Source organism: Microcystis sp. M015S2 (assembly GCF_020245945.1).
Classification (GTDB): Bacteria; Cyanobacteriota; Cyanobacteriia; order Cyanobacteriales; family Microcystaceae; genus Microcystis.
Genome location: NZ_JADBTX010000037.1, coordinates 33,313 through 46,102, shown reverse-complemented (window position 1 = coordinate 46,102; position 12,790 = coordinate 33,313). Strand labels below are relative to the sequence as shown.

Annotated in this window: 11 protein-coding genes and 1 pseudogene; 5 read left to right on the top strand and 7 right to left on the bottom strand. The window is 41.8% G+C overall.

Annotated features, from left to right (window positions below):
- Positions 1-153: 153 nt before the first annotated feature.
- The 4 genes from IM473_RS08340 to IM473_RS08325 all read right to left on the bottom strand — a co-directional run bounded on the left by IM473_RS08340 (position 154) and on the right by IM473_RS08325 (position 3,220).
- Complete coding sequence (locus tag IM473_RS08340) at positions 154-945, bottom strand: Uma2 family endonuclease (RefSeq protein ID WP_287658423.1); 792 nt, start codon at positions 943-945, stop codon at positions 154-156.
- Positions 946-1,146: 201 nt separating this feature from the next.
- Positions 1,147-1,971 carry a Uma2 family endonuclease gene (locus IM473_RS08335; protein ID WP_287658422.1) on the bottom strand — a complete coding sequence of 275 codons (825 nt, stop codon included), beginning with the start codon at positions 1,969-1,971 and terminating at the stop codon, positions 1,147-1,149.
- Between the two features lie 196 nt (positions 1,972-2,167).
- Positions 2,168-2,641 (bottom strand): DUF29 domain-containing protein, encoded by a 474-nt coding sequence (locus IM473_RS08330; RefSeq protein ID WP_287658420.1) that lies wholly within the window; start codon positions 2,639-2,641, stop codon positions 2,168-2,170.
- A 177-nt stretch (positions 2,642-2,818) separates the two neighbouring features.
- On the bottom strand, positions 2,819-3,220 hold the full coding sequence (locus tag IM473_RS08325) for a DUF3782 domain-containing protein (RefSeq protein WP_287658418.1): 402 nt from the start codon (positions 3,218-3,220) through the stop codon (positions 2,819-2,821).
- A 342-nt stretch (positions 3,221-3,562) separates the two neighbouring features.
- On the opposite strand from IM473_RS08325, the gene IM473_RS08320 reads away from it, so the two are divergent.
- From IM473_RS08320 to IM473_RS08310, 3 genes are read left to right on the top strand one after another with little or no spacing between them, the layout of a single operon-like run.
- Positions 3,563-3,685: an IS630 transposase-related protein gene (locus IM473_RS08320; RefSeq protein WP_287658417.1), complete on the top strand. Its 123-nt coding sequence runs from the start codon at positions 3,563-3,565 to the stop codon at positions 3,683-3,685.
- Positions 3,669-4,154: an IS630 transposase-related protein gene (locus IM473_RS22695; RefSeq protein WP_407069712.1), complete on the top strand. Its 486-nt coding sequence runs from the start codon at positions 3,669-3,671 to the stop codon at positions 4,152-4,154. Before IM473_RS08320 ends, IM473_RS22695 begins: the two co-directional genes overlap by 17 nt.
- On the top strand, positions 4,036-4,410 hold the full coding sequence (locus tag IM473_RS08310) for a transposase (protein ID WP_407069711.1): 375 nt from the start codon (positions 4,036-4,038) through the stop codon (positions 4,408-4,410). Before IM473_RS22695 ends, IM473_RS08310 begins: the two co-directional genes overlap by 119 nt.
- Here IM473_RS08310 and IM473_RS08305 read toward each other — a convergent pair.
- Positions 4,375-4,623 (bottom strand): annotated as a pseudogene (locus IM473_RS08305) (hypothetical protein); the annotation flags it as partial. The gene IM473_RS08310 and the pseudogene IM473_RS08305 overlap by 36 nt on opposite strands.
- A gap of 275 nt (positions 4,624-4,898) precedes the next feature.
- Here IM473_RS08305 and IM473_RS08300 point away from each other — a divergent pair.
- Positions 4,899-7,211: a GumC family protein gene (locus IM473_RS08300; protein WP_287658413.1), complete on the top strand. Its 2,313-nt coding sequence runs from the start codon at positions 4,899-4,901 to the stop codon at positions 7,209-7,211.
- Positions 7,212-7,347: 136 nt separating this feature from the next.
- Positions 7,348-8,805: a DASH family cryptochrome gene (locus IM473_RS08295; RefSeq protein ID WP_287658412.1), complete on the top strand. Its 1,458-nt coding sequence runs from the start codon at positions 7,348-7,350 to the stop codon at positions 8,803-8,805.
- 271 nt (positions 8,806-9,076) lie between these two features.
- Here the strand turns inward: IM473_RS08295 and nadA are convergent, their stop codons facing one another.
- Positions 9,077-10,036, bottom strand: a complete 960-nt coding sequence (gene nadA / locus IM473_RS08290; RefSeq protein ID WP_287658411.1) for a quinolinate synthase NadA — start codon at positions 10,034-10,036, stop codon at positions 9,077-9,079.
- 1,115 nt (positions 10,037-11,151) lie between these two features.
- Positions 11,152-12,687, bottom strand: coding sequence for a bifunctional phosphoribosylaminoimidazolecarboxamide formyltransferase/IMP cyclohydrolase (gene purH / locus IM473_RS08285; protein WP_287658410.1), 1,536 nt, complete (start codon positions 12,685-12,687; stop codon positions 11,152-11,154).
- Positions 12,688-12,790: the final 103 nt, after the last annotated feature.

The following is a 12,790-nucleotide window of genomic DNA, read 5'->3' as shown; positions in this document are numbered from 1 at the left end:
GTTCGATAGCTGGAATGTATATCTATCGTTGCTAATTCAATTTTACTTAAAAAATATGAGGCAATTAAAATAATTTTTATTCGGGTAGATTCCTTAACTAGAAAGACTTTTGGTCTTGAGATAATATTAGGTCGAGGTCTATTCATTATTTTCTCAATTTAACTGCCCGAATTGTTCCTGGTAACGAGCCAACAAAGCTTCTAGTTCTAGAACCCGCTGCCGTTCTCTTTCTGCGCGTTGAGCTTCCTGCTCGGCGCGTTGGGCTTCCTGCTCGGCGCGTTGGGCTTCCTGCTCGGTAGGAGTCAGTATCCAATTGCCGTCTCGTCCGTACCAGCGCAGCCACAACCGCTCAATGCCTTGACAATTTCCTGCCCAAAGTCCCAATCCCAATTGTACTTCCTCTAGCCACAACTGCTGGTTTTCTAGTCTTAAAGGCTGATATTTTCCTGATTTTAAGGTAAATGCCTGCAATTGGTTGCTGTAGCGATCGAACACCACGTAGTAGGGAATGCCTAAAATTCGTTCGTAAACTTCCCACTTGGTGGGAGGTTGGTTGATTCCCCGCACGGTACGCCCTAAATCTTCTGCTTCCGTTCCAGGAGAGAGTAATTCGATGGCGATGAAGGGAACAATTTCTTCCTGCCAAATCACATAACTCAGGCGCAATTCCTCTCCTTGGTACAGCCGCGAGACTCCCAAAGCGGCAAACCAGTCTGGCCGCTTGTACCATTGGGGATGGTAGGGGTCGTAGTAGAGATTTAGATCGCTGGCGATAAATATTTGTTCGGCAGGATAGTTAGAAGGTCGAAAGGTCTGGCGCAATAATTCGGGTTGGAAGAGATGAAATTCGTCAGGCAAGCCAGGTTCCTCCAGGTTTTCGCTGGGGAGGTCGTACATGGTTGGTAACATTTCTTTGGGTGGAAGGGACGGCGTTCTCTGGTACATGGGGGGAATGTTGCTAGTTTGGTGTTTAGTTTAGCAAGACAATAGGGCATTCATGTCAATTTTAGACCCCTGAACGCCGCAAGCCTTGATGCACAATAAATCGGAACAGTCGTCAATTCCTCGTTCTCCATTGGTGAAAATGCCGATTCAAAAATGAACTACCCCACTGGGGGAGTCTTACCAAAATCCGCCCAGAGGAAGTTAGAGACTTTCGGGATTAATCCCCAATTCCCTGAGTTTAGCCGCCAATCGCTCGGCTTTTTCTTCGGCTTCCTCAGCTTTCTGTTGTGCTTCCTCAGCTTTCTGTTGTGCTTCCTCAGCTTTCTGTTGTGCTTCCTCAGCTTTCTGTTGTGCTTGCTCAGCTTTCTGTTGTGCTTGCTCAGCTTTCTGTTGTGCTTCCTCAGCCAACTCTCGCGGGGTTGGTAACAACATTCCATCTAAAGTTGCCCAGCGAATCCAGACGGTTGTTACCCCTCTATATTCTCCCTGCCAACGAACTAAAGCTAATCCCAAACGACCACTGATTAGCCATCCTTTCTCGTTGGGTTGCCGCGGTTCATATACACCATCAACCAAGACAAATTCGGCAAAATCTTCAGGGTTAAAAGGATCGTACCAGAAATATTCAGGGACTCGTAACTTATCTTGATAAATCTGTTTTTTCTCGGTTTTGTCTATTTGGTCGGTACTTTCTGAGAGTAGTTCAATCACTACATCGGGGGCTTTTCCCTCCTCCCAAGTAACCCAACTTTTTCGCTCCCCTTTTGGTACACTTAAGACGGCAAAAAAATCAGATCCTTTGAAGTCTTGATTTTTTAGTTGTGCTGTACTGAAATAGACAAACATATTGCCACTGGCATAACCATCTTCTCGTTGGTCTAGCCAAGGTGATATAGTGTCTATTAACAGATCCATCTGCCATTTATGCCTTTGAGTTTCCATGGGTACTCCATCATCGCAGGGAAGTTCATCTTGCGTGGGTAATGCAGTTAACTGCATCGGTTGACTAAGCGTCAGAGTTTCCATATTTATGTCCTATATTTTGGGTTTAGTTATTTAGATTTCCTAGATTTTTTGCCCTCTTTCAGGCAAATGTTACTTTAATTGACTGGCTATAGCAATTCTAAATGAGTCGTGAACAGGCAGGGGGCTTAAGCCCCTTGTTCAGCTACCTGTTGTCAATGGTTGAGGGTATTACTATATGTTACATCACAATTCTAGGCTAAGACTCATTTAAGTAGAAATCATCATCCAAGAGCTGCTCAATTGAAAAAGGACAGGTGATTGGATACTCATTTTCTAATGGTATGCGAACGCCAAATTTAGCTTTTTTTCCATCTCTAATTGCCAGCTGGCGAGCGTCTGGATAGACTGAGGAAACTGCTGTTGACAGATAGGGATTGAGAGATGGAGTATCTCGTAAGCTTTTTTGAACTCGCTGCCGGTGTTCGTTGATTGAATCATACCAACTGCCTGTCATAGTCTCAGGCGCATCGCCTTGTATCTTGAGCTTGAGTAAATGAGCCAACAACACCATTAAGTTACTTTCTAAGGCTCTTTTTTCTGACTTGCCCAAGTCTTGTAATTCCTCAATTAAGTGTTCAACGTCTAGTCGTTCAAATTGACGATCTTTTAATTGTTGAATTGTCTGCTCAATCCACAAGTCAAAATCAGAATCATATAAAATAGGGGACATTTCTAGCAGTTTTATTAATGATATACATTGGTCAACCTTAATATTAACAAATATTGTCCTTTTTGTCAATTAGCGATCACCTGATAATTTCCTTGTACTATTTATCTTCCTTAACCTTCCTTTTATTAACTGACTTCTACATCTCTTGCAGAACTATAAACTTCTATTCCTAAATTTTTAGCTATTTCCTGCGCCTTGAAATCTACCGTCAGTGAAATAACTATCTTGCAGTTGGATTCTTGTTGGTGTCGCTGCTGATAAAATTGTACTTTTACTTATAGAGGATTGGATTTCGCCAATTATCAACAGTCCATTTTTGATTAACAAATCCAATTCTATCTGGTCTGGCCTGCCAAAGACTTCGCCTTCGTCATCATATTCAGTAACATTAATCACCTGCACTCCGAAAGACTCTTCTAAAATTGCTTTCAGAGCATCGCCGAAAGATTCCTCCGAGTGCTTTCCCCATATCGCTCCCAAAGCACCAACACCACTGTCGTAATCGTCCCGCATTTCCCTATCTTGGGGAATTTCGGGTATTTCTTGGCGGATAATTGCTTTGATTTCTTCTTGTGTCATGACTTTTAGATCGCAGGCAGCATCTTTAATCCTATTATATCAAAGGCGATCGCGGCTCTCAGTGCCAGATATAGATGCCAAGTTTATCAAACATATCTTCTGCACTTTGACAACTTACCATCTCTTCTTCTCGGTCGGTCTTTTTAAAGGTTTCCTCGGTTATTTTGTTGGGAATGTTATATCATTTTTCAAAAGTAATGACAGACTTAGTTGATCATTTCAAAGCGCAATCCCTCTCGGAGAAAGGAATTGCACTTTCAGATGTTATAGCCATTTCAAATAAGTCTGATACAAGTAAAAAATAGGGTAAAATAAGGAGAAACAAGCAACCCATACAGAAAAATGTCCTATAGCCTAGACTTGAGAAAAAAAGTAATTGATTATGTAGAGAATGGAGGAAGCATAACCAAAGCCGCCGCTATATTTAATATAGGAAGAGCCACAATATATAGATGGCGTTCGTAGCGAAAAACTGGAAGCAACAAAGGTAAAACACCGTCAGAGAAAGCTGGACTGGAAAGCACTGTCAAAAGATGTCCAAGAAAATCCCGAGGCAAGATTAAGAGACAGAGCCGAGAAGTTTGGAGTGAGACCAGGTGCCATTTGCTATGCCTTAAAAAAAATGAAAGTTACCAGAAAAAAGAAGGAACTTCGTTATAGAGAAAGAAACCGAGAAGAAAGAATGAAATACTACAGAGTGCTGAGAGAATTGATTAAAATATATGGAAGTGAAAGCCTTGTATTTATTGATGAGTCAGGGTTTGAAGAATTTCAAGCCTGTTTTTATGCTTGGTCAAAAAAAGGGAAGAAAGTCTTTGGAGATAGACAAGGAAAACGAGGAAAAAGAGAGAACCTTGTCGCTGGGAGAAGAAAGGGAAAAAGACTTTATTGCACCGATGGTATTTACGAGAAGCCTGAATGCCGAAGGTTTTGAAGGGTGGTTATCTTTATATTTGTTGCCCTCTCTAACCATAACATCAGTATTAATTATGGATAATGCACCAATTCATCGGAAGACAGTCATTAAACAACTGGTAGAGGAAGCAGGTCATCAGGTCGTGTTTTTGCCAAAATACTCTCCTGATTTAAATGATATCGAACATGATTTTAGTGCATTAAAGAGGGCAAGAATGTATGCTCCTGTGGGGACACCCCTTGATGAAATTATTCGTACTTATTGTGTCGCCTAGTGTCTCGTTCTTATTTGAAATAACTATAGAAGCAATAAGACTCGCTTCCACAATTAAACTGGCTAATTCTAAAGATTCTCGCAAAGCCGCCGCGAGGAGGGGTTGTAGGGTGCTTTCCACTGGTTCATCAGGGAGGACAAAATCCGCTGGCAATTTCTCCCAGGTAATGGGGGGTAAAGTATCAGAGATGCGAGGTGCTAATGGGATTGTCATTTAGGCTCTCGTGTGATGGTGGTTATGGCGGTTTAGCTTGTTATAAGAGCAAATGAGTATTGCCATTGGCAGGATAGCACATAATTTGTAACCGTTCAGGGGGGGGTATATCAAGCAGCCAGTGGCATTGACTAGGTTAAACGCACCTTATTTGGTAATTACTGGAAAAACTAGGGTTGTCATTGTAGCACGGTGTTATGATTGAGCGGTGACTAATCGAGCCAGATTGCCACCGGAAAATCTTTTAATACAGTTATCCCTTGACTATTTGATTAATGATGAACAATCAACAAAATGGGGCTTTAAAAACCCAAAGTCAAGCAAATCTGCCAGTTTTTGCCCAACCGGCTTTTATCCCCTCCCCGACGCAGGAAGAAGAGGAACTGAACCTGCGTCAATTCTTTTCTGTCATCAAGCATCGCTGGTGGGTAATCGCTAGCATCACCCTAGGGGTGACGGGTGCGATCGCTGCTTATACTTTCTTAAAAACCCCTATCTATCAAGGTAAATTCCAGCTGCTCATCGGTCAACCCATTGAGGAAAATAAAAGTTCTTCCAGACTGGCAGCTCAAGATATTCTACCTCAGTTAGGTGGTGAAGACATCGATTATGATACCCAAATCGCCGTTTTAACCAGTCCTCAACTTCTTAACCCCATCCTTAGTAAAATAACCCCTAAGTATCCCGATTTTACCTACAGTGATTTAATTAGTGAAACTGGCAAATCTGATCTCGAAATTAGTCAATTAAAAGAGACGAAAGTTTTAGAAATTTCCTATCAAAATGAGGAACTGGAAAAAATTAAGTTGGTTTTAGACAATTTAGCTCGTCATTACCTAAACTATAGTTCTCAGGAACGCAAGACCGAAATTAATCAAGGCTTAGATTTTGTTAACGCTCAATTGCCTGTGCTGCGGGAACGAGTTAATTCTCTACAAAAACAAATGCAGCAATTCCGGCAGCAATACAATTTCCTCGATCCCGATAAAGAGGCGACTCGTTTATCACAACAGTTAACCAATACTGAACAAGATTATCGGGCAGCCCAAGTTGCCCTTAACGAAATTAACTCTCGCTATCAAGCTTTACAGCAACAGGTGGGATTAGCCCCTAATCAAGCAATTATCGCTACTTATCTCAGTGAATCTCCCGGTTATCAAGATTTGCTCAAGCAGCTGCAGGAAGTAGAAGTGGAATTGGCGAAACAATCGGCAGTTTTCGGGAAAGATAGCCCGATAATTGCCACCCTAGAGGAAAAAAGAGCCAATTTACTGCCCCTACTGCAAAAAGAGGCCCAGAGAACTCTAGGAGAAAAACTGCCCCAGACAGTGGGTAATTCCCCGGCTTTGGTATCTCAGAGCGCTCTGCGGGTAGAATTAACCCAACAATTGGTGGAAGCCGCTAACAGTCGCCAAACCCTAGAAATTAAGGTAGAATCCCTTGCCCGGGCCCTCGAACAACAGAAAGACTCGGTCAAAAATCTTGCGGCTTTGGCCCGTCGTTATACGGATTTACAGCGAGAATTGGAAATTGCCACCACCAGCCTTGACCGTTTTCTGGAGCAACAGCAAAAATTACAGCTACAGGTGGCACAACAGGTCGTGCCTTGGCAAATAATTTCCCCTCCAGAGGTAGGGGAAAACTCTGTTTCTCCTAAACCCGTGCGAAATCTGGCTTTAGGGGTTATCGGTGGTCTGTTACTAGGCCTAGGGGCGGCCTTTTTAGCTGAAAGATTAGACCCCGTTCACCACAGTGCAGATGAAATAAAAGAAGATACCAAACTACCCCTTTTGGGCGCAATTCCCTGGCAAAAAGACCTCGGTATGATCGAAAAAGTGATCACCGCGGCCCTACCTCAGTTAACAGTCGGCGATCGCAAAATTACTATCCCTAATACTACCCCGAAATCAGCCAACGAAAACCCCTCCTACTATAACTTCTCCCCCTTCTCGGAAGCTTTCCGCACTCTTAACACCAATATTCGCCTCCTCGGTTCCGATTCCCCCCTCAAGTCCCTCGTGATTAGTTCTGTATCACCGGGAGATGGTAAAACCACCATATCAATAAATATCGCTAAGGCTGCCGCTAGTATGGGAAAAAGAGTCTTACTGGTGGATGCCGACCTGCGACGACCCCAGGTTCACCTGCGACTTAATCTCGATAACGACCACGGCCTTAGTAATGTCATCGCCGAGAATCTCGATTGGAACGAGGCAATTCAATCCCTACCCCGCTACGAGAGTTTATCGATTCTTACCGCCGGTTCAATTCCCCCAGATCCAACCCGCTTGCTTTCTTCCCAGAGAATGCAGGAGATGATCTCGCAATTACAGCAAGACGACGTTTTCGATCTAATTATCTACGATCTACCACCGATCGCCGCTTTTGCCGATGGGAAAATTCTCGCCGCCATAGCCACTGGCCTAATTCTCGTCACTAAACTGGGCAAAACCGATCGCTTTGTGCTTAAAAATCTGCTCGAAGATCTGAGATTATCTCACATTTCTGTGTTAGGTTTAGTGGCTAATAATGTTAGTCGGAAAGACCACAATTATCGTTACTATGGCCATTACTACGGGAAGAGATAATTACAATAAAGATATATCCCCCCTTAATAAGGGGGGTTTCGATCCCCCCTTAATACCTCCTTAATAAGGGGGGTGTCTGATGGTTTTTAACACCTAACTACTTATTGATCGGTTATCAACTTTTAATTGATGTTAAATGCGGGTTTTAATCTGGTATCGCAATGATCTGCGGGTTCACGATCACGAGGCAATTTATCGAGCCATTCAAGAACAATTAGAGATAATTCCCTTTTATTGTTTTGATGAGCGTCAATTTGGTCTTACTTCCTACGGGTTTCCAAAAACTGGCAAGTTCCGAGCTAAATTTTTATTAGAAAGCGTAGCAGATTTGCGACAATCTCTGGAAAATTTAGGCGGTAATTTAATTATCCGACGGGGAAAACCAGAAGAACTTATCCCGCAATTAGTTCAAGAATTGCGGATAGCGAAGGTTTATTATCATCAAGAGGTAACAGCAGAGGAATTAGCGGTAGAAAAAGCTGTAAATAATGCTTTATCAAGGGTTCCCGTGCAGATAAAAACTTTTTGGACAGCCACTTTATACCATCCTGATGACTTACCTTTTACCCTTAATCACCTGCCGGAATTATTTACTAATTTTCGTAAACAAGTAGAACGTCATTGGCAAATAAGAACAACTTATCCCACGCCGAAAAAGTTGACAAAACTACCTAAAATAGATTTGGGAAACCTTCCTAGTTTAAACGATTTAGGCTTAACAGAACTAATTCTAGACCGAGGAGGTGTTTTGTCGTTTCAAGGGGGTGAAATGGCAGGAAAATCACGGGTTAAAGAATATATTTGGGATAGTGATTCCTTAAAAACCTATAAAGAAACCCGCAATGAAATGTTAGGGACTAATTATTCCTCAAAATTCTCAGCTTGGTTAAGTTTTGGCTGTCTTTCCCCCCGTTATATCTATGAGGAAGTACAAAAATATGAGCAAACAAGAGTAAAAAATGACTCTACCTATTGGCTAATTTTTGAATTATTATGGCGAGATTTTTTCCGATTTATTTGCAGTAAACACGGTAATAAAATCTTTTATAAATCTGGTTTGCAAGAACTTTATTTACCTTGGCTAGAAGATTGGGAAAGATTTAATCTCTGGTGTGAGGGAAAAACCGGTTATCCCCTTGTAGATGCTAATATGAGAGAATTAGCCGCTACAGGATTTATGTCAAATCGTGGCCGGCAAAATGTCGCTAGTTTTCTGACCAAAAATCTCGGTATTGATTGGTGTATGGGAGCAGAATGGTTCGAGTCATTATTAGTTGATTACGATGTCTGTAGTAATTGGGGTAATTGGAATTACACTGCTGGTGTTGGCAATGATGCGCGAGGATTTCGTTATTTTAATATCCCTAAACAGTCGAGAGATTATGATCCTAAAGGTGATTATTTACGTCACTGGTTGCCCGAATTAGCTCTAATAAAAGGCGATAAAATTCACGAACCTTATAAATTATCTCCAGAGGAACAAAAGCGTTATGGGGTGATTTTAGGGGTTAATTATCCTCGTGCCATTGTCGATTTTTTTCAATCGATCAAACACAACGAAAAAATTTATCTTCAGCATTTCAGTAATCAGTAATCAGTAATCAGTAATCAGTGGACTTCTACCTAATATTATCTCAAGACTAAAATTTTGTCTAGACAAGCAACTTACCCAAATAAAAATGATTTTAATGTCCCCAGATTTTTTCAGTTAAATTGAATTAGCAACGACAGATATATATTTCAGTACCGAACTACTAATTAGTACAGGTTATCAAAGCAAGCTCTGATTGGGTTATAATTTTTGCAGATGTCTAATCAACTGAAAACTCACATCTGATAACTGATAACTGATAACTGATAACTGATTAAGACATTTCTAACATTCTTTGAATCGGCAACAGTGCCTTAACTCTTAAATCTTCAGAAATAGTAATTTCTGGAGTTTTATCTCGCATACAGAGATACAATTTTTCGAGAGTGTTCAGTCTCATGTAGGGACACTCATTACAAGCACAGTTATTTAAAGCTGGTGCGGGTATAAATACTTTCTCTGGGGCGGATTTTTGCATCTGGTGAATAATCCCCGGTTCTGTGGCGACAATAAAGGTTTTTTCAGAACTTTTCAGAGAATAATTTAATAGTGCCGTCGTGGAACCAATATAATCGGCATGGCGTAAAACCGATGCTTCACACTCAGGATGGGCGATAATTTTTGCTTCTGGATGGGCAACTTTTAATTCTATTATCTTGCGTTCGGAAAAAGTTTCATGGACAATACAACTACCCTGCCAGAGAACTAAATCTCTACCAGTTTGCTGACTAACGTAACGGCCTAAATTGCGATCAGGAGCGAAGATAATCGGTTGATGGGCAGGGATTTGGTTAACTATTTTGACTGCGTTGGAACTGGTGCAGATAATATCACTCATGGCTTTAATTTCTGCACTGCAATTGATATAGGAAATCACGATATGATCGGGATATTGGGCTTTGAAACGAGCAAAATCTTGAGGATGACAACTATCAGCTAAAGAACATCCCGCATCTAAATCCGGCAGCAATACCAACTTATCTGGGTTTAAGATTTTAGCTGTTTCTGCCATGAAGTGAACCCCCGCAAATACGATCACATCTGCTGGCGTTCGGGCAGCCTGTTGGGATAAACCGAGAGAATCACCAATATAATCAGCTATATCCTGTATGTCAGAATTTTGATAGTAGTGAGCCAGAATAACGGCGTTTAATTCCCGTTTAAGCTCTTTAATTGCTGTAAATAGGTCATCAGGTAAGCTCGATCGATTTGCGGGTTGAACAGTTGTGAACACGGCGGCATTTATGGTTGTTTTTACCAAATACTAAATAGTCCCCTATATCATAGCAAATTTTTCTGAAGAGAGACCCCAAACAAAAAAAAGCTTGATGGAACAGCGATCAAACGACTGACAACCAAACCCCGATAATACCATTTTTCAAAAAGTAGGACTTACTTTTTGGAAAATGGTATCAGAGTTTATTGCTTTTGCACTGTCCCCCCTATCCTATCGAGAGATTCTTGGTCAAGGGTAAACCCTATTTTAGGGGTAATCACAATATCAGCTAAGAAAATTTCAGGCTTATTCCTATCAAATTTCTGGGGACACTTCGGCCGAACAAGATAAAATCAAGAAATCTTGGCAGGGTTCCGATTTGGTGCGCTCTCACTTGTATGCTCACGCTCTTTGCACTATTTGCCCGAATAAACCCGCTAAAACTGAGATTATCGCTAAAATCAAAGACTGTTGGTTAAATTCTGGAATTCACACCTATTTTACTTGAGTAGTTATTGGTCAACCTGGTCCGACGAGCGACACAAAAATCTGTCGGCAAACTTTAAGCAAATTCGATTTTACTTACCGTTTGTGGCTTAGTAAGGTTGAGAATTAGTGCGCTAATTTTAGAAGTAATAGAATGGGAGCAATCAGGGGAAGTAATTGACGTTATAATTAGCCATAGTTTTCCGTCAAAATTCGATTTTGTCTCTTTAAACCCTAATTAATCGGTTTTTAGAGCTAGTTTTGACTCTTGGTCTAATCTGCCTGTCTTCCTTGCTGTGACTGGCTTATAAATTTTTGGAGATGTCTAATATCTTGTTGACAATTTTTCCTCTATATCCTAGTCCTGTAAGTGCTATTTTGGGTCATGCCTAACGGCTAAAACAAAGCTTGTATTTTTTCAGGAGCAAATTCTTTCTGTGTGCGATAAGATTTACTCGCAAATCATTTCTGTTCTCCTTTTAGTGCTGAAAATCATTACGAACCTGTAGGCTATTTTCTTTGTTCCCAAAAAGCAGGACATCCTCGCGCTTTTGGCAAATTCAAGACTATTGAGCAGGGAAATTAACCGATAATTAATAACTTGTTGGGGTGCGTTAATTTAAGCAGCAACACACCCTAACTTTGTATTAATGCAAGAAATGACGAATGCCTGTTAAGACCATAATTAAACCTAACTCATTAGCGGCATTAATCGAATCCTGATCTTTTAAAGAACCTCCTGGTTGAACAATTGCCTCGATACCAAACTTGGCCGCCGTGCGAATAGAATCATCAAAAGGGAAAAAACCATCACTAGCTAAATAGCCACCTTTAGCCGCTTCTGCTGCTTGTTCAAGGGCAATTTTTACCGAACCAACGCGATTCATTTGCCCCGCACCAACACCTAAAGTAGTTTGATTTTTGGTCACTACAATAGCGTTAGATTTAACGTGCTTAGATACCTTCCAAGCAAACAGTAATTCCGCTAATTGTGCGGCAGTGGGTTGTTTTTCTGTCACCACGCGCCACTCCTCCGGGGTTTCCATCACATCATCGGCCGCTTGTACTAGAAAACCGCCAGCGATAACTTTTACTGTTTGTTTTTCTCCCGTGGTTAAGTCCGGCAGCAATAAAATCCGCACTTTTGACTTTTTAGCGAGTATATCCCGGGCTTGGGGGCTACAATCGGGGGCAACCACGCATTCTAGGAAGGTTTTCGTTAATTCTTTAGCGGTTGCTTCATCTATGGCTTGATTTAGGGCAACAATACCCCCAAAAGCCGAGATAGCATCGGCGTTAAAAGCTTTAGTATAAGCTTCCACTAAGCTACCACCGATCGCCACCCCACAGGGATTATTGTGTTTCAAGATAGCGGCGGCCGGTTTTTTACTGCCGAATTCGGCGATTAAACGGCGGGCTGCTTCCAAATCGACTAAATTGTTATAACTTAGTTCTTTTCCCTGTAATAAGGTCGCTTTTCCCCAACCGTGAGCCATTGTCCCGCTGCCGTACCAAGTGGCACTTTGGTGGGGATTTTCGCCGTAACGCAGGGTTTGTAGGGCATTTCCTGCCAAATGAAAGCGAGTCGTTTCCCCGTTTAAGCTGGCGAAATAGGCAGCGATCGCACCCTCGTAGGCATTGGTTAAAGCGAAGGTTTCCCCCGCCATTTTTTGACGGAATTCCAGGGAGATTTCGCCGTTATTTTGCCGTAATTGGCTTAAATACTGCTCGTAATACTTCGGGTTACTGATGACAGTCAAATGGGCGAAATTTTTAGCCGAGGCGCGTAACATCGCCGGACCACCGATATCGATTTGTTCGATCGCCTGAGCGGTGGTAACTTCAGGATTGGCGATCGTCTGTTCAAAGGGATAGAGATTAACCACCACCAAATCAAAAGGACGAATTTGATTAGCCTCCATTTCCGCTAAATCTGACTGCCAATCCCGTCTAGCCAAAATACCGCCATGGATGCGAGGATGGAGAGTTTTCACCCTTCCGCCCAAGATTTCAGGAGAACCTGTGTATTCTCCCACTTTAATCACGGGAATTCCCGCCGATTGCAGTGTTTTGGCGGTTCCTCCACTGCTAATAATTTCAAAATCAAATTCTTCTGTTAGCTGACGGGTAAAGTCAACTATTCCAGTTTTGTCAGTCACGCTGATCAGCGCTAAACGTCCCATAGTAGTGATCTATAAGCAACCATTTCAGTATATCTCAGTCCTAACCCGTTAAAAATTAAAAAAAAGTAGGTTAGTAAATAATCAGCTGCTTCTATATTTTCGT